This window comes from Microvirga sp. 2MCAF38, assembly GCF_052115485.1.
Classification (GTDB): Bacteria; Pseudomonadota; Alphaproteobacteria; order Rhizobiales; family Beijerinckiaceae; genus Microvirga.
In genome coordinates this window covers 66,137-89,873 of sequence record NZ_JBFRGU010000008.1, presented here as the reverse complement: position 1 = coordinate 89,873, position 23,737 = coordinate 66,137, and the positions used below count along the sequence as shown (strand labels likewise).

18 protein-coding genes are annotated in these 23,737 nt (G+C 59.8%); 7 read left to right on the top strand and 11 right to left on the bottom strand.

Annotation, left to right across the window (positions count from 1 at the left end):
* Positions 1-464: 464 nt before the first annotated feature.
* Positions 465-644 carry a hypothetical protein gene (locus AB4072_RS16280; protein WP_441969636.1) on the top strand — a complete coding sequence of 60 codons (180 nt, stop codon included), beginning with the start codon at positions 465-467 and terminating at the stop codon, positions 642-644.
* A 42-nt stretch (positions 645-686) separates the two neighbouring features.
* On the opposite strand, the gene solA is transcribed toward AB4072_RS16280, so the two are convergent.
* The 4 genes from solA to AB4072_RS16260 all read right to left on the bottom strand — a co-directional run bounded on the left by solA (position 687) and on the right by AB4072_RS16260 (position 4,125).
* On the bottom strand, positions 687-1,886 hold the full coding sequence (solA, locus tag AB4072_RS16275) for an N-methyl-L-tryptophan oxidase (protein ID WP_441969635.1): 1,200 nt from the start codon (positions 1,884-1,886) through the stop codon (positions 687-689).
* 154 nt (positions 1,887-2,040) lie between these two features.
* Positions 2,041-2,889: a universal stress protein gene (locus tag AB4072_RS16270; protein WP_441969634.1), complete on the bottom strand. Its 849-nt coding sequence runs from the start codon at positions 2,887-2,889 to the stop codon at positions 2,041-2,043.
* Between the two features lie 50 nt (positions 2,890-2,939).
* The gene (locus AB4072_RS16265; protein WP_441969632.1) at positions 2,940-3,686 is read right to left on the bottom strand and encodes a CBS domain-containing protein; all 747 of its coding nucleotides are present in this window, start codon (positions 3,684-3,686) and stop codon (positions 2,940-2,942) included.
* Positions 3,687-3,843: 157 nt separating this feature from the next.
* Positions 3,844-4,125, bottom strand: coding sequence for a hypothetical protein (locus tag AB4072_RS16260; RefSeq protein ID WP_441969630.1), 282 nt, complete (start codon positions 4,123-4,125; stop codon positions 3,844-3,846).
* Between the two features lie 217 nt (positions 4,126-4,342).
* Between AB4072_RS16260 and AB4072_RS16255 the strand changes: the two genes are divergently transcribed.
* Positions 4,343-5,230 (top strand): DMT family transporter, encoded by an 888-nt coding sequence (locus AB4072_RS16255; RefSeq protein WP_441969628.1) that lies wholly within the window; start codon positions 4,343-4,345, stop codon positions 5,228-5,230.
* Between the two features lie 3 nt (positions 5,231-5,233).
* Here AB4072_RS16255 and AB4072_RS16250 read toward each other — a convergent pair whose 3' ends face one another.
* From AB4072_RS16250 to AB4072_RS16235, 4 genes are read right to left on the bottom strand one after another with little or no spacing between them, the layout of a single operon-like run.
* Positions 5,234-8,326, bottom strand: coding sequence for an efflux RND transporter permease subunit (locus AB4072_RS16250; RefSeq protein WP_441969626.1), 3,093 nt, complete (start codon positions 8,324-8,326; stop codon positions 5,234-5,236).
* Positions 8,323-11,451, bottom strand: coding sequence for an efflux RND transporter permease subunit (locus AB4072_RS16245; protein WP_441969625.1), 3,129 nt, complete (start codon positions 11,449-11,451; stop codon positions 8,323-8,325). The genes AB4072_RS16250 and AB4072_RS16245 overlap by 4 nt, the downstream gene beginning before the upstream one ends.
* On the bottom strand, positions 11,448-12,680 hold the full coding sequence (locus tag AB4072_RS16240) for an efflux RND transporter periplasmic adaptor subunit (protein WP_441969623.1): 1,233 nt from the start codon (positions 12,678-12,680) through the stop codon (positions 11,448-11,450). Before AB4072_RS16240 ends, AB4072_RS16245 begins: the two co-directional genes overlap by 4 nt.
* Positions 12,677-14,104: an efflux transporter outer membrane subunit gene (locus AB4072_RS16235; RefSeq protein ID WP_441969622.1), complete on the bottom strand. Its 1,428-nt coding sequence runs from the start codon at positions 14,102-14,104 to the stop codon at positions 12,677-12,679. The genes AB4072_RS16240 and AB4072_RS16235 overlap by 4 nt, the downstream gene beginning before the upstream one ends.
* Positions 14,105-14,378: 274 nt before the next feature.
* Here AB4072_RS16235 and AB4072_RS16230 point away from each other — a divergent pair, with 274 nt between their 5' ends.
* Positions 14,379-15,116 carry a Crp/Fnr family transcriptional regulator gene (locus tag AB4072_RS16230; RefSeq protein ID WP_441969621.1) on the top strand — a complete coding sequence of 246 codons (738 nt, stop codon included), beginning with the start codon at positions 14,379-14,381 and terminating at the stop codon, positions 15,114-15,116.
* Here AB4072_RS16230 and cydC read toward each other — a convergent pair.
* Positions 15,110-16,738: a thiol reductant ABC exporter subunit CydC gene (cydC, locus tag AB4072_RS16225; protein ID WP_441969620.1), complete on the bottom strand. Its 1,629-nt coding sequence runs from the start codon at positions 16,736-16,738 to the stop codon at positions 15,110-15,112. The two genes, AB4072_RS16230 and cydC, sit on opposite strands and share 7 nt — an antisense overlap.
* 29 nt (positions 16,739-16,767) lie before the next feature.
* Positions 16,768-18,552 (bottom strand): thiol reductant ABC exporter subunit CydD, encoded by a 1,785-nt coding sequence (gene cydD, locus AB4072_RS16220; protein ID WP_441969618.1) that lies wholly within the window; start codon positions 18,550-18,552, stop codon positions 16,768-16,770.
* A 145-nt stretch (positions 18,553-18,697) separates the two neighbouring features.
* On the opposite strand from cydD, the gene AB4072_RS16215 reads away from it, so the two are divergent.
* From AB4072_RS16215 to hemN, 4 genes are read left to right on the top strand one after another with little or no spacing between them, the layout of a single operon-like run.
* Positions 18,698-20,287 (top strand): cytochrome ubiquinol oxidase subunit I, encoded by a 1,590-nt coding sequence (locus AB4072_RS16215; RefSeq protein WP_441969616.1) that lies wholly within the window; start codon positions 18,698-18,700, stop codon positions 20,285-20,287.
* Between the two features lie 24 nt (positions 20,288-20,311).
* Positions 20,312-21,463 carry a cytochrome d ubiquinol oxidase subunit II gene (gene cydB / locus AB4072_RS16210; protein WP_441969615.1) on the top strand — a complete coding sequence of 384 codons (1,152 nt, stop codon included), beginning with the start codon at positions 20,312-20,314 and terminating at the stop codon, positions 21,461-21,463.
* Between the two features lie 12 nt (positions 21,464-21,475).
* Positions 21,476-21,592, top strand: coding sequence for a cytochrome bd-I oxidase subunit CydX (cydX, locus tag AB4072_RS16205; protein ID WP_441969613.1), 117 nt, complete (start codon positions 21,476-21,478; stop codon positions 21,590-21,592).
* On the top strand, positions 21,592-22,926 hold the full coding sequence (gene hemN, locus AB4072_RS16200) for an oxygen-independent coproporphyrinogen III oxidase (protein WP_441969611.1): 1,335 nt from the start codon (positions 21,592-21,594) through the stop codon (positions 22,924-22,926). The genes cydX and hemN overlap by 1 nt, the downstream gene beginning before the upstream one ends.
* 55 nt (positions 22,927-22,981) lie before the next feature.
* Here the strand turns inward: hemN and AB4072_RS16195 are convergent, their stop codons facing one another.
* Complete coding sequence (locus AB4072_RS16195; protein WP_441969609.1) at positions 22,982-23,680, bottom strand: fumarylacetoacetate hydrolase family protein; 699 nt, start codon at positions 23,678-23,680, stop codon at positions 22,982-22,984.
* Between the last annotated feature and the right edge of the window lie 57 nt (positions 23,681-23,737).

Genomic DNA, 23,737 nt, shown 5'->3' with positions numbered 1-23,737 from the left:
AAAAAAAGTTGGAATTCGCGCGATTCTGGTTCGATTTTAGGGATTAATTCAAATAAACAACGAAATATTCTCTCGTTTTCGGGCCGGAGAGGAGAAGCTTCTACATCGGACGGTTCTAAAAAAAGAACATTCGGGTTGACGAAAAGTCGCTCCTTGGGCCATTCTTTCATGGTCTTCGGAGTGGTTTTCCAGTGCCGAAGTCCGCGGTGATTTGAAGTGTGCAGCTTGCGCCGCGTCATCAAACGCTAAAGCGCCACGGAGCGTATCGCGCGCCTCGTGGTCCTCAAGTGAGGATTACCGCCCATGATTTTACCTTTGCTGAACTTCGCGCTGCTTCGCATCTCCCGTCTGCGCGTTCGCGGCGTACGCGACTGGTGTCGGTTCTAGACGCAATTTTTTCACTTCGTCTTCAATCCGTCACGTCAACGCCGGTATTAAGCTGCCGGCGACAGGAGAATTGTGCCATGAGCATCGCCTACGTCATCGAAGTCGGCGAGACCACCGCAGGCATCGTCGTTGCAGAAGAAGGGGGATTTCGGTTCTTTACGGCCGAACATCTCTTCAGAGCTCTCGATGGAGCTGTATTTCGCTCTATCGCGGAAGCGAGCCGCGCAGCGCGCGAGAAACTGAAAAAGCGTCGTTAACGATCCGAAGCTGGCGCGAACGGCCTGAATAGCCGCGTTCCTTCATGGACCGTTCGCCTTTTCGCCAAAGCGTGAAAATGCGAAGGCCGAGAGATCGATCTTGCTTTGGCCCTCTGTGACGATTTCGGCTGCGGCTTCACCGATGGCTGGCGAATGCTTGAAGCCGTGGCCGGAGCAGGGCGAGACGATGAGGATGCGTTCGAATGCGGGGTGACGGTCGATCAGAAACGCTGAATCGGGCGTGACCGTGTAAAGGCATGTCACAGCTTTGAGCCTGCCTGGGCGAACACCATTGAGCCTACCCGCCACATGGCGCTCATACATGGTTTTCGATTCCTGCTCGCTGACTTCCCGTCGTATATCATTCGGGTCGACTGTCTCGCCGTGTTCATCGGCGGTCTTGATCGCGCCCATTCCGGCGAGCGACGGGAAGCCGTAGAAGAAATCGTCATTTTCATTTCCAGAACCGTGTGGCCAGATGAAAACAGGTCCTCGCTCCCAGTCCCTCTTTTTATTTTCTTCAACACCAAACCAGTGCATCATCTGGCGCCTCGGTTCGAGAAGCTTGTCGAACGGTCGTCCGAGCAATGCAGGGGCCCAAGCACCGACCGAGACAATCACCTGACCGGCAAGAAAAGTGCCCTCGCTTGTGGTTACCGTGACACCGTCGCCCTTCTGCCCGACGCTTTCGACGATGGTCCCGAGGTGAATTGCTGCGCCGAGTTGCGCGGCCCGCGTCAACTGCGCATTCACGCAGGCTTCCGGGCGGACATAGCCGCCACCCGGCTCGAAATAACCGATCTCCGCATCGGTGGCGGCGAATTGTGGATAGCGGTGACGGATTTCCGCTGCATCGATGATCTCGTGCCGAATTCCATATTGTTCCGCCGCTTCGCGGGTCCGCATGAGAAAGCTCGTACGCGCGCGCCGGTCCGTGCTAGCGTTCTTCGGAGCAATGATCAGACACCCGGCCTCGACAAGAAGGCTCTCGCCTGTGTCGGCCTCAAGTTCCTTCCAGATTTCGTGCGCGCGCAGTGCAAGCGGCACATAGAACGATCCCTCTCCGATGGCCTGACGCGTGATGCGGGTTTCCCCGTGAGTCGAGCCGCGATCGTGGGGAGGGGCAAACCGATCGATGCCGACGACTTTCGCCCCGCGCTTCGCAAGCTGGTAGAGCGCCGCAGAGCCCATGGCGCCGAGGCCGATGACGGCGACATCGTAGGAAAGGGTGTTGGAAGTCATGTCGGACCTTCTCGGGAAAACGCGTCTTGCTTCATCACTGCCTCGAGGCCGCGGGAAAGTCTACGGGAGCGTTTGCCCAAGCGCCTGATCCCGAGACAAGTTACACCCGAGAGCAGGCCGCCATTTGCGAGTAGTGGGCTTACGAGACGTGTGCTCAGTGCGCCATCAGAATCGGGAATTCCGAATTCGCCAACATGTCGCGGGTTGCACCGCCCATGATCCACTCACGTGCGCGCGAATGGCCGTAGCCGCCCATGACGACCAGATCGGCCGACAGGCGGCGCGCTTGCTCGAGAACGACCTCACTGATGCCGCGATCCTCGCTCTCGACGAGATTGATCTCGACTTCAGTTCCGTGACGGTCGAGATGGCGGGCGATATCGGTTGCAGGTGCGCTCTTGGTGCCACTCCCGTCAGGTGTTGGATCGACGACGAGGATCTCGGTGCGCGTCGCTTTTTCCAGAAACGGCAGTGCTTCTGCGACCGCACGCGTGGCTTCCCTGCTGTCGCGCCAGCAGATCAGGATACGCCGGATTGCATCAGTCGGCTGCCTGTTCGGCGGAATGACGAGAACGCTACGCCCACCCTCGAACAGAACCGTCTCGAACAGATCGTCCCAATCGGTTTTGCTGTTTTCGCGATAGGGTTGGCCGACGACCATAAGGTCGCCCCACCGGGCCTCTGAGGCGACAAGGTTCGAGATCAGGCCTGGAACGTCCTCGATCCGCCTGATCTCGTTGGAGACCCCGAGCCTCGCGAAACGCTCGGTGAGACGTTGCTGAACCTCATCGGCTTCTCGTTTGCTTTCGTCTTGTAACTGCGCCAGCAACGCGGCGGCTCCGGCACCGCCGTCCATGGATGCGAAGGCCGCGTAATCCGGCAACGAATTGGTGAATAATCCGGTAATGTGTGCTTCGTGGGTCGACGCAATCGACTCTGCGTGCCCGATGCGCATCTCGTCTTCGGGCGAACCGTCCAAATGCACGAGAATGTCCTTGATCATCGATATATTCTCCACTTTTCAATCCACTCTACTGGATTGCGGACAACAACTTACTTGTTTAAATTCGGCTTCGGCTCTTCCCCCTGCATATCAGGCCGATAGACGATTGAACCGCTATAAGGCTCGACGAAAACGAGATGATCTCGCACTCTGATCACGCCCGGAACATTTTCGACGGCGACACGCACTGCGTTGCGCTCCCGCTCGTCCAGAAGCGTGCCCCACAGATCGACGACGCCTTCGTCGACCGTGATATTGAGAAGCGCGACCGGAGCCCAGCTTTCTTCCTTGAGCTTGTCGAAGATCGCATCGCGCAACCCGGCATCCTCAGCGCTGACCTCCGCTTCACGCTCTCGCAGACTGGTTGCAAGGGCACGCATGACGTCCGCTCGACTGACAATGCCGATGGTGCTCTCGCCGCGCCGAACCGGCAAACGCTTGATGCGATTCTCGATCATCAAAGACACGACTTCATCCAGTGTCGTGTCTTCGGTGACGCTGATCACGTCAGGTGTCATCACATCAGCCACTTTGCGGCCATGCGTTTGCACATATTCATCGGCCAGCCTGCCGGGACTAAACAGAAACTCGAGCCATCGCGGCCTTTTGCGTTCGGTGCCTAGTTCCGCGCGACGAAGAAGATCACCTTCCGTGACCATGCCGACGAGCTTGCCGTTTGCGTCGATGACCACGAGACCGCTAATGCGTTTTTGAAGCATCAGCTCTGCGGTATTCGCGAGCGGCGTTTCCGGTAGAACGCTCAGAACTTCTCGCGCCATGATGTCGGCAACGCGCATCGATAACCCCAAGCACTACTTCTCTTGAGACCGACAATAGGAAAGTTCGCTCCTTCTGCATTGATTAGGATCAAATCTCCAAGCCCTCGAGCGAGGAGATCATCGGAAATGGAGCTGCGTTTATGCTCTTCGTGCAGTGCGTATCAGCCCCGATGGTCTACCAACCGATGCTTTGGGGCAGAAGGTTGTTGCCAAAGCGATCGTAGATCGGATGCACACCGCCTGCGCTGTCGGCAACATAATTGGGCGCCCGCCGTCCTGGCGCGGAGATAGGGCCCGGATCGAGGAAGCTTCGCTCTTCCGGCAGCGCGACGGGCGCTCGCTGAGCCTGAACCTGCGGCTTTCGCGGCTTTGTCTGCGCATCTGCTCCCGGGGAGACAGCCAAAGTGCACAAGATGGTCAATAGGGTGATGCCGAGGCCGAAGGGTTTGGCGGTCATGAGAGGCTCCTCGCTGGACACTAATATCCTTCACTGTCGAGGATCGGCACGCTATCGGGATTTGACCTGAGAGGCTCTCGATTATTCTACCGAGGTGGACAACCCCCGTCGCGGGGTTGCCCAGCGTGCAACAATGCAGCATGGATCTGCAACCTTTGCAGGTCTCGCAGCATGCCAAAGCTGCTACAGCGCTTGTGTTGAAACGAATCGCGGCCCAATGCCCCCCGTCAGCTCCTCCAGCCTCAAAGACAATCCCCTTCGCGGCATCGCGCTCATGCTCGTCGCGCTCATATTCTTTTCCTTTTCGGATGCTGCGTCCAAAGGGCTGACAGCTACGATTCCGGCCGTTCAGGCGGCCTGGCTTCGCTTTGTGATCTTCACGATCCTCATGTTCTCGGCGGCAGCTGTCATGCGCAAGGGAAACCCGTTGCGCTCGCAGCGCCCTTCGTTACAGATCCTGCGCGGTCTCGGAGTTCTCGGTTCGGCGACGTTCTTCGTAATGGGCCTGCACTATCTGCCCATGGCCGAGGCGACGGCCATTTCCTTCATCTCGCCAATCTTCATCACCGGACTTTCGATTGTTTTCCTCAATGAGACCGTGGGCATCCGGCGCTGGGCGGCGGTGGTTGTCGGTCTGATCGGTGTTCTCATCGTTATTCGACCTGGCTCGGGTGCCTTCGACCTTTCGGCTCTTTTCCCCATCATTTCGGCGTTGAGCTGGGCTGTGGCCTTGACCGTCACCCGTAAGATGAGCGCGGCGGACGGTCCCATCGTGCCGTTGACCTATGCAGCCCTGACGGGGCTGATCGTTCTCTCTTTTGTGGTTCCGTTTTTTTGGACTCCGCTCGGCTGGCACGAGATCAGGCTAGCCTTGGTGACGGGCTGTACCTCGACAATCGGGCAATTGCTCGTTGTCCTGGCGTTCCAGAACGCTAAAGCGTCGGTTCTGGCGCCCTTTTCCTACATGCAACTGATCTCGTCGTCCGTGCTCGGCTTCATCTTCTTCGGCAATCTGCCGGATATATGGACCCTGGTGGGCGCGAGCGTAATCGTAGGGAGCGGTCTGTACACGGCCCATCGCGAGCGTGTTCGCGGCTCCGCGTGAGTTTTAAGTGTTTGCCAGAGCCTCAGAAACAGGCCGGGGCCGCGTGAAGCGCAGCCTATCGAGCATCAGGTAGATGATCGGCGTCGTATAGACCGTCAAAAATTGCGACATGATGAGGCCGCCGATAATGGTGATGCCGAGCGGCGCGCGGATCTCCGATCCGGCACCGGAGGAGAGAATCAGCGGCAATGCGCCCAGCAGCGCGGCGAGGGTCGTCATGGTGATGGGCCGGAACCGTTCGATGCACGCTTCGCGGATCGCAATTTCGGGCGAGACGCCTCTCTTGCGCTCAACCTCCAAAGCGAAGTCGATGAGCATGATGCCGTTCTTCTTCACGATGCCGATGAGAAGCATGATGCCGATCAGAGCAAGAAGCGACAAGCTCGTGCCGGTGAGTTTGAGAGCAAGCAACGCGCCGAGCCCCGCGGAAGGCACCGTGGAGAGAATCGTAAGCGGGTGGATCAGGTTCTCGTACAGAATGCCGAGAACCAGATAAACCGCGACGATGGCCGCAAAAATGAGGAAAACCTGACTTGTCTGGTTTTGCGCGAGAGTTGCCGCATCGCCCGCGAATTGCACGTGGACGCTCTCCGGCATGTGAAGCCCAGCGATCGCCAGAGCGATTTGATCGGAAGCTTCGCCGAGCGCCATATCGTCAGCCAGATTGTAGCTGATGGTCACGGACGGAAACTGCCCTTGATGGTTGACGACGAGCGGCGCGGAGGAGGTCTCCAGACTCGCCACGGTAGAAAGTGGGATTTGCTTACCGCCACTCGCGGTCACGTAAAGCTGGTTCAACCCCGTCGCGTCACGCTGCAGGCGCGGGTCCACCTCGAGGATAACTTTGTATTGATTGCGTTCCCCATAGAGCGTCACGATCTGGCGCTGGGAGAAAGCGTTGTTCAAGACATTGTTGATGTCGCGCACGGCGACGCCGAGCCGTGCCGCCTGCACCCTGTCGATACGAACGAAGACCTCGGGGCCGCCCTGTTCGCGATCCGTATTGACGTCCAGAATGCCGGGGATCGAGCGGACACGCTGCACCGCTTGAGGCACCCAGCGTGTGAGATCCGCGAGATCGGTGCTCCAAAGGGTGACCTGATATTGCGAGCGTGAGCTGCGCGCGCCGATCGAAATTTCCTGCGGAGGAAACAAAGTGACCTGCGCCTCGACCACAGCCGCGAGTTTCGGCCGCAGGCGCGTGATGATCTCGAAAGTGCTGACGCCGCGCTCCGCCGGAGGTTTAAGATTGAGAAAGAAGCGAACCTGATTGTTCGCGCCGTAACCCGAGCCGCCGACGGAATAGCTGACACCCTCAACGCCTGGATCCGACATCAGAATATCGGTCACGCGCTCGCTGATGCGGTTCATAGCTTGGAACGAGGTATCGGGCGATGCACGTGCGAAGCCGACGATAAGGCCGGTATCACTCTGCGGCATCAGCGATTTCGGCAACGTCACATAGAGATAGCCGGTGAGCCCAATGGCGCCGAGCGTCACGAGCAACATGAGCCAGCGATGGTGGAAGGCCCTGTTCAGGCTTGCCGCATAAAGACGAGTCACGGCATCGAGAACAGGCTCGATGATCCGGTCGCTGACAGTCTCACGAGGCTTCGGCAGGCGGCGGATGAACCGGCCGCAGATCATCGGTGTCACAGTCAAGGACACGACAGCGGATACGGCAACCGCGTAGGTCAGCGTGAGGGCGAATTCGCGCAGGATCCGGCCGGTAACGCCGCCCATGAACAGGATCGGGATAAAAGCAGCGATCAGGGAAATGCTGATCGAGATGACCGTGAAGCCGATCTGGCGCGATCCGGCCAGAGCGGCCTGGTAGGGGCGAAGGCCTGCTTCCATGTTGCGATAGCAGTTCTCGATCATGACGATGGCGTCGTCGACGACAAAGCCTACTGAAATCGTGAGCGCGAGCAGAGACATGTTGTTGAGGCTGAAGCCCGAAGCCCACATGAGAGCGAGTGTTCCGGCAAGTGATAGTGGAACCGTCACGCCAGCCGCGACGATGGCTGCGCCGCGCCGCAGGAAAACGAAGACGACGAACATCACGAGGGCGACGCTGGCGCCGAGCGTGAACTGAAGTTCGTCGATGCTCGCGTTGATCATCTTCGTCCGGTCGTTCATGACGAAGAGGGTCACGTCGGCCGGGATAAGGTTCTGAATCTCGGGCAGAAGCTTGCGGATGTTGGCAACGGTCTCGACGACATTCGCTTCGGACGTCTTCTGGATCGTCAGCGTGACGGCCGGTTGCTTGTTGTATCCACCCGCGCTCAGGCGGTTGCGGGTCGCGGCTTGGACGTTTGCCACGTCGGTGAGGCGAACGATGCGCCCTTCGCTCGATTTCAGAACGATGGTGTTGAAATCCTCGATGGTCTGGATCTGGCTGTTCGTGCCGATCAGGACGCTGTTATCCGGCCCATCGAAGCGGCCCATCGGAGCAAGTGCGGATGCACTCGTGATTGCGGTGCGAACATTCTCGAGACCAAGCCCTCGCGCCTGGAGTGCACCTGGATCGACCGCCACGCGGAAAGCCGGTTGCTCCGAACCGCCGACATTGACATCGGCTACGCCTGGGACCTGCGCGATGCGGGTCCCGACGACCAGATCGGCGATGTCGTAAAGCTCGCTCGCGCTCCGCGTCTTCGATGTCATGATCAACATCATGACTGGGATCGAAGCGGGATTGAGCTTTCGTACCGTCGGTTCACGGGAAAGGCTGCTCGGCAGATCGGCGCGCGCCGCCGTAATCGCCGCCTGCACATCGCGTGCGGCGTCGTCCACGTTGCGGCTCAGATCGAACTGAACGGCGATATTGGTCGAGCCGAGAGAGCTTGTGGAAGTGAGTTCCGTCACGCCCGCGATGGTCCCGAGATGACGCTCGAGCGGCGCGGCGACGGTTGCCGCCATAGTCTCGGGGTTGGCTCCCGGCAAACTGGCGGAAACGCGGACGGTTGGAAAATCGACACTCGGTAGACTAGCAACAGGAAGGAACCCGTAAGCGACTGCACCGGCCAAAAGAAGCCCGACAGCCAGCAGCAAGGTGCCTATTGGTCTGCGAATGAAGGGCTCCGAAAAGTTCATGGCCGCTGCTCCGGCGGTTCCGTCTCCACATCGGGTTCAAGGCCGGGAAATTCGCCGATGTGGTTGACGATGCGGCGGCGAAGGCCGTCCATCGCGAGATAGATCACCGGCGTCGTGTAGAGCGTGAGGATCTGGCTTAAGATAAGCCCGCCGACGATGGTGATGCCGAGCGGCACACGCAGCTCCGCACCGGCTCCGTGGCCGACGGCGAGGGGGAGAGCGCCGAGAAGGGCAGCGACCGTCGTCATCATGATCGGGCGGAACCGCAGGAGGCAGGCCTCGCGGATCGCCGCTTCCGGCGAGAGGCCTTGCGTGCGTTCGGCCTCTATCGCGAAATCGATCATGAGGATCGCGTTCTTCTTCACGATGCCCATCAGCAGAATAATGCCGATGATCCCGATCAGCGACAATTCCATGCCGAACATCATGAGCGCGAGCAGCGCGCCGACGCCGGCGGAGGGTAGGGTGGTGAGGATCGTGAAGGGATGAACGAGGCTCTCGTAGAGCACGCCGAGAACGATATAGATCACGACGACAGCGGCGAAGATGAGCCAGGGTTGGCTCGCGAGAGATTGCGCGAATTCCTGCGCATCGCCGGCAAAGCTGCCGACGAAATTCGACGGCAGATTGACACTTGCTTCCGCCGCTTTGACGTCGCGGATCGCCTCATCGAGGGAGGCTCCTGGTGACAGCTCGAAATTGAACGTGACCGCCGGGAATTGCTGGACGTGATTGACGACGAGAGCTGCTGCGACGCGTTTGACCTCGGCGACGGCGAGAAGAGGAATTTGTGTTCCGCTGGTGCCTGCGACATAGAGTTGTGCCAAGGCGGCCGGGTCGGTCTGATATTTCGGGTCAGCCTCCATCACGACGCGATACTGATTAGCCTGGCCGTAGATGGTGGAAATCTGGCGTTGTCCAAAGGCGTCGTAGAGTACTTCGTTGATCGCCTGCATGGTGACGCCGAGACGGCCGGCTGCTATGCGGTCGACGTTGATCTGCACGCGTTGGCCATTGTTTTGCAGGTCGGAGGAGACGCTCGTGATCGATGGCAGATTGAGCAAGGCATCGTTGATGCGCGCAGCCCACGTCGGGAAAGTCTGCGGATCCGCGCCGACGAGAACGTATTGATAGGGCGTGCGCCCGGTTCTCGTGCCGATCTGGATATCCTGCACCACCTGGAAGCTGGAGTTGATGCCGGGGATGCCGTTCAATTGAGCCTGCAGACGCGCGACAATGACTTTGGCGTTCGCACGCTGAGAAAGCGGCTTGAGAGAAACCGCAAGACGTCCCGCATTGAGCGTCGGGTTCGCAGCACCGATGCCGACGAGCGAGACGACGCCCGAAACGTCAGGATCGCGACGGATGACCGCCTCCACCTGAGCCTGCAGCTCTTGCATCCGCTCGAAGGACACATCCTGAGCCGCCTCGGTGGTGACGGTTAGCAACCCGCTGTCTTGCTGCGGCATGAATCCTTTGGGAATGACCACGTAGAGGGCCACCGTCGCAATCAGCGTGACAATGGCCGTGACGAGTGTCAGTCTCCGATGTCGCAAGACGCTATCGAGCGTGATGCGGTAAAAGCGGAGCAGCGCGTCGAGCCCTTTCTCACTCCAGCGCACAAGGAAGAAATGTCCGTTGTGGCGCGGTGCTTTCAGAAGGCGCGCCGACATCATCGGAGTCAATGTCAGCGAGATGACGGCGGAGACGATCACCGTAATGGTGAGCGTCAACGCGAACTCGCGGAACAGGCGGCCCACGATGCCGGTCATGAAAAGGAGCGGAATGAAAACCGCGATGAGCGACATGGTGAGCGAGATGATGGTGAACCCGATCTCGCCTGCACCTTTGTAGGCCGCCTCCAGAGGGGAGAGGCCCTCTTCGATGTAGCGTGTGATGTTCTCGATCATCACGATGGCATCGTCGACCACGAAACCAGCGGCGATCGTCAGCGCCATGAGAGAAAGGTTGTCGATGCTGAAGCCGGCGAAATACATCACGCCGAAACTCGCCATGATGGACAGGGGAAGGGTGACGCCTGCGACGATTGTGGCGCTGAACGTACGCAGGAAGAGAAGCACCACGAGAATGACGAGGCCGACGCTGAGCACGAGGGTCAGTTGCACTTCCTGCACCGAGGCGCGGATCGTGCCTGTACGGTCGCTGACGATGGTAAGCCTTGCGCTGGCGGGCATGGATTGCGAGAGCGTCGGCAATTGTTTCTGAATCAGCTCGACCGTCTGCACGATGTTCGCGCCGGGTTGGCGCTGCACATCGATGATGATGGCGGGCTTGCCGTTGTAATATCCGCCGACCTTGTTGTTCTCCAGCCCACCGATGACCGTCGCGACGTCTTTGAGGAAAATGGGCGTGCCGTTCGGCGACGCAATGACGACATTCTCGTAGGCCTTCGCGCTCTCCAGCTGGTCGTTGGCGGAGATCGAGAGCGCTTGCTGAGCACCGTCGAGCGAGCCTTTCGAGCCGGACAGATTGGCATTGGCAATGGCAGCCCGCAGGGTTGAAAGCGAAATGCCGTAGGACGCAAGGCGGGGGAGATCGATCTGCACACGAACAGCCGGGCGAAGCCGGCCTTGAACCGTCACGCGCCCGACACCCGTGATTTGACTCAGGCGCTGGCCAATGAGCGTGTCGGCGATGTCGCTCAGTTGCGGCAGGGAAACGGTGTCGGAGGTAATCGCCAGCGTCACGATGGGCGGATCCGCCGGGTTCACCTTGGCGTAAGTCGGCGGGTAGGGCAGATCGCTCGGCAGGGTCGAGTTGGCGGCGGTGATGGCCGATTGAACATCCTGCGACGCTGCATCGATATTCCTGTCGAGGATGAATTGTAGCGTGATCTGGCTCCAGCCGTAGGAACTCATGGAACTCAGCGTCTGCAGGCCGGAGATCTGACTCAGTTGTCGCTCGAGCGGCGCGGTCACCAAGGCGGCGACCGTATCCGCGCTGGCGCCGGGGAGCTGCGTCGTAATCTGAATGGTCGGAAAATCGACCTGAGGAAGAGAGGAGATCGGCAGCAGCCGATAGCCGAGAATGCTGCCGAGAAGGATCGCTATGGCGAGAAGCGCTGTCGCGATGGGGCGCGCGATGAAGGGCGCGGAGACGTTCATGGCACGCGCGTCTGCTCAGCCGACGAGGCGCGGCGTGGTCTGCGAGCTGTTGGCTCCTCGCTCGTTTGAGGAGATTTCTCTTCGGATACATTCACCCGCGAGCGATCCTGAAGATTGGCAAAGCCGCTCGTGATCACGCGCTCGCCGGGCATCACTCCTTTCGCGATCACGGCCTGAACCTCGTCCTGCTGTGTCAGCGCGACTTTGGTGAGTTTTACGGTGCTGTCATCCTGCAGCACGTAGACATAGCTGCCGATGGAGCCCTGCTGCACGGCTGCGGCCGGGACCACGGTTGCATTGGCGAGGGTCTTCAGGAGAAGCCGCACATTGACGAACTGGCCCGGCCACAGGCGACCAGCCAGATTCTCGAATGTGGCCTTCATCTTCACTGTGCCGGTGGTCTGATCGACCTGATTGTCGATGACGTCGAGAATGCCCTGATCGAGTGTCTGCGAGCCGATGCTCGCCGTCACCGGAATGGACCGCACCGAAGCCGCGCTCGCGACATCGGAGACCTTCGTTTCCGGCAAGGTGAACAGCACCGAGATGGGCTTCAGCTGCGTAATCACGACGATGCCCGCCGCATCGCTCGACGTCACGAGGTTGCCTTCGTCTACCTGCCGGATGCCTGTGCGGCCATCGATGGGCGCAATGATGGTCGTGTAATCAAGATTGGCTTTGGCGCTGTCGACAGCCGCCTGGTCCTGCCGCACTTGGGCTTCGGCTTGCGCAACTGCTGCGCGCTGCGTGTCGGCCTGTTGTTTGGAGGCATAGTCGGATTTCGCAAGGCCGGTATAGCGCTCGAGATCGCGCCGCGCGTTTTCGAGGATCGCCTCGTTCATCGCCTTCTTGGCGACGGCCTGATCGTAGGCGGCCTGATAGGTGACAGGATCGATCCTGGCGAGAATGTCGCCCTTGAAAACGTCCTGGCCTTCTTTGAAATTGACGCTCACCAGTCGCCCGCCGACTTGCGGCTGAACGGTGACGGTCTTGTAAGCTCGCACTGTGCCGACGCCGTCGAGATAAACCGGCACATCAGCCGTCTTTACGGCCTCGACCAGAACCGGCACGACCATATTGCGGCGGCCCGACCCACCTGCACCGGACCTGCCGCCCGGCGCTCCGGCTGCTTCTTGTGTGGTTGGGGACTGAAAATACCCGCGCCAATAAAGTCCGCCGGCGGCGAGAGCAACGATTCCGACCGTAGCAATGAACACTTTGCGTTTCATGGGACGCGCGCCACATCGATGGCGGGGCTGCGCTCCCATCCGCCGCCAAGGGCGCGGTAGAGATCGACCACCGCTTGCAGCCGCGACAAGCGGACCTGGACAAGGTTATTCTGCGCCGAGAACAAGGTCTGCTCCGCGTTGAGGAGAGTGGTGCGGTCGATGATGCCCGCCCGCAACTGCTCCAGTGATATATCATAGGCTCGCTGCGAAGACTCGACAGCTTTGCGTTGCAAGACTTCCTGTTCCGAAGTCTTTTGATAGGCGATGAGCGCGCTCTCGACTTCCTGGAAAGCCACGAGAACGGCCTTCTGATAGTTTGAGAGAAGCTCTCGGAAGCGCGCCTGATCGACCTCCACCTGGCCTTGCAGAGAATAGGCGTCGAGGATTGGCTGCGTGATGCCGGCGGCCATCTGATAGAACTGGCTCGTCGGATTGAGCAGGGTACGGAACGCCGCACTTTGGAAACCGCCTTCTCCCGTCAGCTGAATCGACGGCAAGAGTTTCGCTTTCGCTGCCTGGATGTTGAATCGGGTAGCCGCGAGCTGCGCCTCAGCGAACGCGACATCCGGCCTCCGCTCGATGAGTTGCGAAGGAAGACCGGGTCGGATGACTGGGACTTTGATGGCATCCGGATTGTTGCCCGCAATTTTCAGGCTTTCCGGTGTCTCGCCCAGGAGAATAGCGAGAGCATAGATGCCCTGTTCGACTTGCAGCTCCAGCCCCGGCACGGCCGCGAGCAGATTGTCGAGAAGGCTTTCCTGTTGCGCCTCATCGAGAACGGACGCCGTGCCGAACTTCAAGCGAGCTCTGACCGCGTCCAAGATGGTCCTCGCGCTGGCGATGTTCTCGCGGGCGATGGTGACCCGGCGTTTGAGGGCGAGGATTTGAAAATAGGTGTTCGCGACACTCGCATCGGTGGTGATGACGACAGTCGCGAGATCGAACTCGCTGGACGCGGCATTGGCCTCGGCGGCGCGCCGGATCGAAAGGTTCTTACCCCACAGATCGAGTTCATAGCTTGCGCCGAGAGAGGCTGAGCGGGAATGGTTCAGGCCTCGGCCGGCGCTCCCCGAGCGGCTTCCCTGAAAGGATTGGCCCGCACTTGCCGATCCGGAGAGGCTCGGGATCAGACCCTGGCTTGCGACCTTGATCTGGGCATTGGCCTGTTCGATCCGGGCCATGGCGGCTGCCGTATCGAGATTGCCGGAGCGCGCGGTCTCCATCATCCGGTCGAGTTCCTTCGACCCGAGAATACGCCACCATCCGTCTTTTGGCCAAGTCGAGCCCGTTGAAAAGCCGCCATTCTTGAACTGCTCCGGCACTTTGGCCGAGAGGTTCGGCACATCGGGATCCAGTGCACAGGCCGAGATTGCCAAGGTGAGGGCGACCGGGCCGAGAACGCGAATGAAACGGATAAACGTCATCAGGAAGTCGATTACGGCTCGGGCGCGAACGAATGTCGCAGGGTATAGGGGCTAAATGGATCCGAAGGGCTTCAACCCTTGGGCCAGCTTGGAAAAGTGGCGAAACGAGTCGTCATCTCACCGCATGCTCTACATCCCAAATAACGTCAAGCTTATGACCGAGCACGCATTGTGCACATGATGCGACTTTTGTCCTGTGCCCGAAGGGCCTATATACCCCTCCGATACCGGACCGAGACGATCCTGCCACAGGATCTCTGACAGGACGAGGCCGATGCACAGTTTGGTCTATTCCCAAAAGATGTTTCCCCGGCAGGCTTGCAACGCCTGCGGAGGCTGCGAAACCCGCCACATGGCGCTTTGCGCGGCGCTCGGCCTGGACGAATTGCCGGAACTCGAACGGATCATGGGTTCGACCAAGCTGGATGCCAACCAGGCTCTTTTCGAGGAAGGAGATTCTCGCCGGCGCGCCTACACGCTGACGTCTGGAATGATCCGCCTGTCCTTAGCGCTACCGGACGGGCGACGCCAGATCACCGGCTTCCTCATGCCGGGCGACTATCTGGGCCTCGCCGACGAAGATACCTATCTGCAGACCGCCGAAGCGGTTGTTCCTTCGGTCCTGTGCTCATTCTCTGTCAATGAAATGGATGCTTTGATGGAGCGTTACGGTCATCTCAAGGACCGGCTTTATGAAATGACCCGTCAGGCCCTGCGTCAAGCGCGTGAAAGTCAGATGATCTTGGGACGCTTGGCGCCATCGGAGAAAGTGGCGTCATTCCTGCTCGTCATGTCCGCGCGCGCAGCCGAACACGGGCTTACGGACAATCCGCTTCACCTGCCGATGACGCGGACCGACATCGCGGATTATCTCGGGCTGACCATCGAGACCGTCAGCCGGACTTTCACCAAGCTCAAGACGCAAGGACTGATCCGGTTGCCCGAGCCGCATCTGGTCGAAATCGTCGACAAGCGTCTTCTTGCGGCCGTGGCGGGCAACATCGCTTATTGAGCGGCCACGAGGCGCCCGGCTTCCAGCGTGTAGATCCGGTCGACCGCTCCATCAGGAAGTTGCGCGTGAGTGGCGATGAGAAGGGTGCGCCCCGCCGTCGCCGATGAAAGGTCGTTCAGGAACGCCAGTTCGGTTTCACGGTCGAGGCCGCTTGTCGGTTCATCGAGGGCAACGATACCGGCGGGCGAGAGAAGAACGCGGGCGAGGCAAAGACGGCGCGCTTGCCCGGTAGACAATGTCCGTCCCGATTCTCCGAGCCAGGTATCGAGTCCTTCCGGCAGGATGCGGACGAAGCTATCGAGCCTTGCAGCTTCAAGGGCTCGCCAACAATCCTCCTCGTCAGCGCCTGGATCGCCGAGAAGAAGATTGTCGCGGATCGTCCCGAGAAAGACAGGCGTGTTCTGGGTGAGAAGCGCCACACGGCGGTGAAGCGCTGCCTGAGGCACTTCTCGAATGTGGGCTTTTGCGACGCTGATAAGGCCATCGTCGACATCCATGAGTCGCAACAGCAAGCTCAGTATCGTCGACTTTCCGCTGCCGCTTGGGCCCACCAGGGCGACACGCTCGCCGGATGAAATTCGAAGAGTGAGGCCGTCCAGAACAGGGCGATTCTTATCGTAGCCGAAACGCACGTTTTCAAATGAGACATCGGTGCCACGCGGCAGGTTTCGTGGTGCGCCGGGGTCGCGCACCGCAGGCTCCGTCGTGGAGATTTCGCGGACTCGATGGGCGGCTGCTCGCGCAACGCCAAGATGCCCCGAATATCGTGCGACTGCACCAGCGGCTTCGAAGCTTCCGAGAACCGCGAGAAGGAGACCGACCAGGAGCGGCCCGCTTATATTGCCGAATGCAAGTGCGTCGAGCCCGAACCAAAGAACGATCAACAGTGTGAAACCGGCGAGAATCTGGGTCGACGCGGTGCCGAGCGCGTTGAACAGGATACGACGTATTTTCGCGTGCGCGAGATCCTTGTTGCTTGCGTTGAATTGTTGTTCCGCCCAAGGCGTTGCACCGAGAGACAGAAGATCAGCGTGACCTTCGATGCCGTCGAAGACGCGTATGCGAAGCGCTGCTGAAGCTGCGGTCGAAGCCTCGCCCGCCGAGCGCGACGCCGTCACCAGAAGGGATGGAATAACGAGCGTGGCTACGCCGAAGCCGAGGCCGTAGGCGAGCCCGGCAGCAGGTATGAGCAATGTGAGTACTGTCGTGACGACGAGGCCCACGGCGAGCCCTGTCAGGATCGGGCCGATGGCGGTAAGAAAAACCGTATCGAGCGCGTCGATATCCGCTGTCAGTCGCGACACGAGATCGCCGTGCCGCAGGCCGAGATGAGGAAGCGGCACGCGCGGGATGAGCGCGCGAAATTGCCAGCCCCGCAAAGTGGAAAGAAGGCTCAAGGTGGCATCGTGGCCGATCAGCTTTTCGAAATAGCGCGAGACGATCCGCACCATCGAAAATCCCCGCACGAGTGCGGAAGGGCCGAAAAGATTGAAGGCGATCCCGGCTCCGGTGAGCGCGGCTCCGGTTAGAAACCAGCCAGAGACTCCTAGCAAGGCGACGCCCGCAGCGAGGGTGATAATGGAAAGTCCGAGTGCTGCTAGAAACGCGCTGAGGCGTTGCATGAAGAAGTGTCGAAGGAACAGAAAAGCACTCATGCGACACCTTGCTGCGAACGACGATCCCTCATGTTCTGGCGCAGACGCGGGGTCGGAAGAATGGTGCCGCCTGCGATCCGCACAACACGATCCATCGTCGATGCGACTTTGAGAGAATGCGTGGCGATGACGAGTGTTCGCCCTTCCGAGAAGGCATTGATGGCGGATAGAACGCGGTCTTCCGTGGCCTCATCGAGATGGGCCGTCGGTTCATCGAGAAGGATGATTCCGGGATTGCGCAAGAAGAGGCGCGCCAGTGCAACGCGGTGCGCTTCGCCGCCAGAGAGCCCGATCCCGCCTTCACCGATGACGGTTTCCAGTCCGTAGGCGAGCGCGTCGGAGAATTCGGTGACGCAGGCCAGCGAGGCGGCCTGACGAATGTCTTCCTCTGACGCGTTCTGGCGGCCGAGGCGAATATTCTGGGCGATCGTGTCGTGAAACAGATGCGGACGCTGCCCGATGAACGCGACACCTTCACGTAGATCGTCCTCGCTTATGCTCGATAAATCTTGCCCATCAAGTAAGATCGATCCGTCAAAAGATCGAAGCCGCGCCAACGCGTCGAGCAAAGTCGATTTGCCGATTCCACTTTCCCCTAGAATGGCGATCCGTTCGCCGGGCGTGACGCTAAGGTCGACTCCATTGAGGATCATGCGGCTGCGATCCGGCGTCCGGATCGTCACATCCTGCAAGGTGACGGCACCCGGGTGAGGGAACCCGGTTGAGGCGACAACGGACAACGCCTCAGCGCCAAGATCCGGGAGACCGTCGAACAGGTTGGCGATCTCGGCCACTGCCGCTTTCGCGGCGGCGCGGTCGTGGTAGTGCACCGCCAATTGGCGAAGCGGGAGATAAACTTCCGGGGCCATCAGCAGACAGAACAATCCCGCTTGCAGCGTTAGAGGGGATGAGCGCAGGTCGAGAAGGCCGAGATAGGTCAAGCCCACATAGAGTGCGACGCCGGCGACGCCGAGGGCGGCGAAGAATTCGAGAACGGCGGATGACAGAAACGCGATCCGCAACACGCCGAGGGTGCGGCGGCGCAAATCTTCGCTTGCCTCTTGGATAACTCCTGCTTCCGCTTCAGCGCGACCGAAGAGCTTAAGCGTGACGATCCCGCGCAGACGATCCGCAAAGAGCCCTGACAGACGCGCAAAGGCCTGCACGTTCTTTCTGTTGGCTGCTTCAGCGCCCCAACCGATCAAGGCCATGAAGACCGGAATCATGGGAGCGCTGACGAGAAAGAGGAGCCCGACGGTTACGTCCACCGGGAGAACGGCTAAGGCGAAGGCGACAGGTAGGAACGAAGCCGCGATCATGGCCGGCATGTAGCGCGCGAAAAATCCTTCGAGCGCTTCGACCTGATCGACGATCATGCCCGCGAGAGCGCCCGAAGGGCGTGCGGCTACCCAACCCGGCTCTTCCTGCAAGAGACGCGAGAAGAGCCTTTCGCGAAGATTGAGCTTGATCGTCTCAGCGGCATGGCCACCGGCGCGCTCGCCAAGAAAAGAAAGGGCGGCCCTGACTGCCATCAGGCCGCCAATAGCGACAATGAAAGGCAAAAGTGTCGCCCGTGCTACCTGACCGATGATCGCATCATGCAGCACTCGGGCAATAAGGTAGGCCTGACCGATGAGGAGAAAGCCGGAGAGTAGGGGGGAAGCAACGGCAATCAGAGCAAGAGGACGGACGGTTTTTCCGAGTGCCATCAACCAGCGCATCTGAGCCCGGGCGACCTCCCGATCGGTCATGCCCGAACTCGTCTCGATACCCTGCACCATTCCAAGTCCACCTCTCCCGGAAGGCTCAAGCTAGTTCCCCGCTTCCTCGGACTGCATTGATTTGAATCAAGGTGCGTCGCCGAACGCGGGCTTATCGCTGAGCACGATCCGACATCCGATGGTCGGCTCCAGATGAGGCAAAACTATGCTGGACTATTCCATTGTCGATCTGTCGCGGCTGCAATTCGCGGCAACGGCCATGTATCACTTCCTCTTCGTGCCCCTGACGCTCGGCTTGTCGTTCCTGATGGCAATCATGGAGAGCGTCTATGTGATGACGGGTCGCGAGATCTGGCGACGGATGACGCTTTTCTGGGGAACGTGCTTCGGCATCAACTTCGCCATGGGAGTGGCGACGGGCATTGTAATGGAGTTTCAGTTCGGAACGAACTGGTCCTACTACAGCCACTATGTAGGCGATGTGTTCGGCGCACCGCTTGCGATCGAGGGCCTGATGGCCTTTTTCCTTGAAGCAACCTTCATCGGCCTGTTCTTCTTCGGGTGGGATCGGTTGCCGAAAGTCGGCCACCTTGCCGTGACATGGCTTGTTGCCATCGGCGCCAATTTCTCCGCGCTCTGGATTCTCATCGCCAACGGGTGGATGCAAAATCCTGTCGGCTCGACTTTCAACCCCGAAACGATGCGGATGGAGGTGGTCGACTTCATGGCCGTTCTCTTCAATCCGGTGGCGCAAGCGAAATTCGTCCACACCGTCAGCGCGGGTTACGTCACGGGCGCGATGTTCATGATGTCGGTGAGCGCCTATTACCTCCTGCGTGGCCGGCACCTGGACATCGCCAAACGCTCGATGGCGGTTGCGGCGAGCTTCGGTCTGGCGTCCGCATTGTCGGTTGTCGTTCTTGGCGACGAGAGCGGTTACGTCACCACCGAAAACCAGAAGATGAAGCTCGCGGCCATGGAGGCCATGTGGCACACGGAGCCGGCACCGGCGCCCTTTACGGTTTTCGCCCTTCCCAATGTGGGAACGCGCGAGAACGAATTTCAGATTCAAGTTCCCTATGCACTCGGCCTCATCGCAACACGCTCGCTGACGCAGGAAGTGCCGGGCATCCTGCCGCTCGTCGATCACGCCAAGACTCGTATTCGCAACGGCATGACCGCTTATTCCGCCTTGGAAGCTGTGAGAGCGAATCCGAAGGACGAAGCCGCACGCAAGACGTTCGACGCGACGTGGCATGATCTCGGCTATTCGCTTCTTCTCAAGCGCTATCGCAGCGACGTGACAAAAGCGACCGACGCGGAGATCGAGAAGGCGGCGTTCGATACGGTGCCCAACGTGCCGGTGCTGTTCTGGAGTTTCCGCGTCATGGTCGGAATCGGCTTTTACCTCATCGTCTTTTTCGCCCTGTTCTTCTGGCTCTCTACAAAACATAAGATCGACAATAGCCGCTTTCTTCTCGGGGTTGCGCTCCTCAGTTTGCCGTTGCCCTGGGTCGCCATCGAATTGGGGTGGCTCGTGGCCGAATACGGACGTCAGCCCTGGATCATCGAAGGCGTTCTGCCGACGTTCTACGCGGCATCCGGCCTGACGCTGACGGATCTCGCCATCAGTCTTGGTGCGTTTCTAATCATCTACACCGTGTTGGCGATCATCGAAGTGATCCTGATGCTGCGCGTCATCAAGAAAGGGCCCGCCGATCGGTCCGTTCTCGAAGATCAAGCGGAGGGGGCAGCCCATGTACCTGCCGCCGCTCACGCCAATCCGAACCGCTGACGTCAGCCTATCAGGATATTCATCATGATCGATCTCATTCCTCTCTCGTATGAAATGCTTCGGGTGATATGGTGGCTGCTGCTCGGCGTGCTGCTCATCGGGTTTGCGCTGACCGACGGTTTCGATCTCGGCATCGGCGCGCTGCTTCCCTTCGCCGCGAAGACGGACGCGGAGCGGCGCGTGCTCATCAACGTCGTCGGCCCCGTGTGGGAAGGTAATCAGGTATGGCTGATCCTTGGCGGCGGTGCGATCTTCGCCGCATGGCCACCGCTCTATGCCATTTCTTTTTCCGGCTTTTATCTCGCTATGCTGCTCATTCTCGTGGCGCTGATCCTGCGGCCGGTAGCGTTCAAGTTTCGCGGCAAGATCGAGGATCAGAGATGGCGCAATCTGTGGGATGGGGCGTTATTCATCGCGGGCGTTGTTCCCTCGTTGGTTCTCGGTGTCGCCGTCGGCAACGTTCTTCTCGGCGTGCCCTTCCGGTTGGATGAAACGCTGCGCGCGCATTACGATGGCCATTTCTTCGGCCTGCTCACGCCCTTCGCTCTGCTGTGCGGCCTCGTCAGCCTCTCGATGATCGTCGCGCATGGTGCCGCCGTCATCGGGCTTCGTACGGAAGGTGTGCAGGCCGAGCGCGCGCGGATCTATGGCCGTTATGCGGCGCTGACGGCAGCGGTGCTGTTCGTTCTCGGCGGCTTATGGGCCACTTTCGGTCTCGATGGCTATACGGTCACGAGTGTTCAGGACACGCTCGGCCCCTCTAACCCGCTGCGCAAGACGGTGGCGACCGTACCAGGGGCGTGGATGAACGGTTATGCGTTGCGGCCCTGGACGATGATCGCCCCGGCGCTCGGCATCCTCGGCTGCGTTCTGGCTTTCGTCGGCATGACCATGCGAACCTGGAGGGTTGCGCTCACCGGTACGAGTGCTGCGATTGTCGGCATCATCTCGACGGCGGGCCTTTCGTTGTTCCCGTTTCTGCTGCCGTCCTCAGTTCAACCGAACGCGAGCCTGACCGTGTGGGATGCCTCGTCGAGTCTTTTGACGCTTTGGACAATGCTTCTCGTCACCGGCTTCTTCCTGCCGATCATTCTCGCCTACACCGCATGGGTTTATCGCGTCATGCGCGGCACGGTGGATGCCGAGAGCATCGGCCGCAACCCGAACGCTTATTGAGGAGTCTGACCGATGTGGTACTTTTCTTGGATTCTCGGCGTTGGCCTCGCCTGCGCCTTCGCGATCTTGAACGCCATGTGGTTCGAAGTGCGCGAGGACCGCCGCAAGCGGGAAGTGGGCAAGCGGTAATGTCTGATCTCGTCAACCGCTATGGCGGACTACCAGTCCCTCGTTACACCTCATATCCGACGGCGGCCGAGTTCGCGCCGAACGTCGGGCCGGCGGATTATGCCGGCTGGCTTAGCCGGATCGATCCGAGGGAGGGCGTTTCAGTTTATCTCCACGTGCCGTTCTGTCGCGATCTTTGTCATTATTGCGGATGCCATACCAAGGTGGCACGGCGTGACGATGTCATCGCCGCGTATCGCGAGAAGCTGGAAGCGGAGATCGCGCTTGTTGGATCACAGTTCCCTGCGTGCCTGAAAATGGCGCGATTACACTGGGGTGGCGGCACGCCGGGCATCATCGGCGCCGAGGGCATGAAGAGAGTCATCGATGTGCTTCGGCGCTATTTCTCGGTTGAACCCGATTGCGAACACGCCATCGAACTCGATCCGCGCTTCGTCGATGCCGCCTTTGCACGAAAACTCGTTGCGCTTGGGGTCAACCGGGTCAGCCTTGGTGTGCAGGATCTCGATCCTGCCGTGCAGACCGCCATCGGGCGAGTGCAGCCGCAGGCTGTCGTCGAAGTGGCAGTCGGCGCGCTTCGTGCGGCAGGATTGCATCACATCAATTTCGATCTGATGTACGGACTTCCGCTTCAGACGGAAGATTCCGTGCGTCGCACCAGCGAGGCCGTTGCCACACTCTCCCCGGAACGGATCGCCTGCTATGGTTATGCCCATATGCCGGCGCGCAAGCGCCAACAGCGCCTCATCGACGAAGAGGCATTGCCGGACGTCGCTGCGCGGTTTCGTCAGTCGCGGGTGGTGGCTGAGACCTTCCTGGAACATGGCTATGTGAGCATCGGGATCGATCATTTCGCGCGGCCGGAAGATCCTCTTGCACGCGCTGCACGCGAAGGGCGGCTTCATCGGAACTTTCAGGGCTACACCGATGACGATCGGCCTATCCTCATCGGGTTCGGCGCATCGGCGATCTCGTGTCTGACGAATGGCTTCGCGCAAAACGTTCCCGACATCTCGACCTATCAGCGCATCGTCGCGGAGGGAATTCTACCGACGGCGCGCGGCTGTCGGTTCACTGATCGTGATCGGACACGCAGTGAGATCATCGAACAGCTTATGTGCAACTTCCGGGCCGATCTGGCTTCGCTCGAAGGGCTGGAAGAATTCGCGGACGAGTTGGCTCTGCTGCGTCCGTTGGTCGTTGACGGCATCGTCACGGTCGACGGGCGTCGGGTGACTGTCACCGATGAGGGAAAGCCGTTTGTTCGCCTTGTCGCTGCCGTCTTCGACCAATATCGTGAAGACGGCCCGAAACGGTTCAGCAAGGCGATTTGACGCGTCTCCGGTGAAAAAGCCCGGCACGAAACCGGACTCTTTTGGTCACGCCGTCTCAGACGACGCGGACCTCGATGGTGCCCACGCCTTCGACACCACCTGAGATCTCATCGCCGCGCTCGACCGCGCCGACCCCTGCGGGCGTACCCGTCATGATGACGTCGCCCGGAGCTAGCGTGAAGAACTCGGAGAGATAGGCGATGGTGTCCGGAACGTTCCAGATCATCTGTGCCAGATCGCCCGTTTGGCGGCGCGTTCCATTCACGTCGAGCCAAATCGCGCCCTTCGAGGGATGGCCGATCTCCGACGCAGGAACGAGCACGCTCGTCGGGGCTGAATCCTCGAAGGATTTAGCGATCTCCCACGGACGTCCCATCTTCTTCGCTTCGGCCTGAAGATCGCGGCGCGTCATATCGAGACCGACCGCATAGCCATACACGTGGTCGAGTGCGCGATCCGGTGAGATGTTCGAGCCACCCTTGCCGAGCGCGACGATGAGTTCGATCTCATGATGCACGTCGTTGCTTTTCACGGGGTAAGGAAATTCGCCGGTAGTGATTAGCGCGTCGGGGTTCTTCTGGAAGAAGAAAGGCGGCTCGCGATTAGGATCGTGTCCCATCTCGATGGCGTGATCCGCGTAGTTGCGGCCGACGCAATAAACGCGTCGAACCGGAAACAACTGGTCCGTTCCCTCCACCGGAATGGAGGGAACGGCAGGAACCTCGATCACGAAACCTGTCGAGCGCGCGCTCATGGCCTTGTCCTTTTGAAACGCATTATTGTTCGCATCGGTGAATTGTTTAATTGCCGA

Bases quoted from the DNA above. Each gene is read 5' to 3' on its own strand.
- AB4072_RS16280 (WP_441969636.1), top strand. From the start codon at position 465: ATGAGCATCGCCTACGTCATCGAAGTCGGCGAGACCACCGCAGGCATC.
- solA (WP_441969635.1), bottom strand. From the start codon at position 1,886: ATGACTTCCAACACCCTTTCCTACGATGTCGCCGTCATCGGCCTCGGC.
- AB4072_RS16270 (WP_441969634.1), bottom strand. From the start codon at position 2,889: ATGATCAAGGACATTCTCGTGCATTTGGACGGTTCGCCCGAAGACGAG.
- AB4072_RS16265 (WP_441969632.1), bottom strand. From the start codon at position 3,686: ATGCGCGTTGCCGACATCATGGCGCGAGAAGTTCTGAGCGTTCTACCG.
- AB4072_RS16260 (WP_441969630.1), bottom strand. From the start codon at position 4,125: ATGACCGCCAAACCCTTCGGCCTCGGCATCACCCTATTGACCATCTTG.
- AB4072_RS16255 (WP_441969628.1), top strand. From the start codon at position 4,343: ATGCCCCCCGTCAGCTCCTCCAGCCTCAAAGACAATCCCCTTCGCGGC.
- AB4072_RS16250 (WP_441969626.1), bottom strand. From the start codon at position 8,326: ATGAACTTTTCGGAGCCCTTCATTCGCAGACCAATAGGCACCTTGCTG.
- AB4072_RS16245 (WP_441969625.1), bottom strand. From the start codon at position 11,451: ATGAACGTCTCCGCGCCCTTCATCGCGCGCCCCATCGCGACAGCGCTT.
- AB4072_RS16240 (WP_441969623.1), bottom strand. From the start codon at position 12,680: ATGAAACGCAAAGTGTTCATTGCTACGGTCGGAATCGTTGCTCTCGCC.
- AB4072_RS16235 (WP_441969622.1), bottom strand. From the start codon at position 14,104: ATGACGTTTATCCGTTTCATTCGCGTTCTCGGCCCGGTCGCCCTCACC.
- AB4072_RS16230 (WP_441969621.1), top strand. From the start codon at position 14,379: ATGCACAGTTTGGTCTATTCCCAAAAGATGTTTCCCCGGCAGGCTTGC.
- cydC (WP_441969620.1), bottom strand. From the start codon at position 16,738: ATGCAACGCCTCAGCGCGTTTCTAGCAGCACTCGGACTTTCCATTATC.
- cydD (WP_441969618.1), bottom strand. From the start codon at position 18,552: ATGGTGCAGGGTATCGAGACGAGTTCGGGCATGACCGATCGGGAGGTC.
- AB4072_RS16215 (WP_441969616.1), top strand. From the start codon at position 18,698: ATGCTGGACTATTCCATTGTCGATCTGTCGCGGCTGCAATTCGCGGCA.
- cydB (WP_441969615.1), top strand. From the start codon at position 20,312: ATGATCGATCTCATTCCTCTCTCGTATGAAATGCTTCGGGTGATATGG.
- cydX (WP_441969613.1), top strand. From the start codon at position 21,476: ATGTGGTACTTTTCTTGGATTCTCGGCGTTGGCCTCGCCTGCGCCTTC.
- hemN (WP_441969611.1), top strand. From the start codon at position 21,592: ATGTCTGATCTCGTCAACCGCTATGGCGGACTACCAGTCCCTCGTTAC.
- AB4072_RS16195 (WP_441969609.1), bottom strand. From the start codon at position 23,680: ATGAGCGCGCGCTCGACAGGTTTCGTGATCGAGGTTCCTGCCGTTCCC.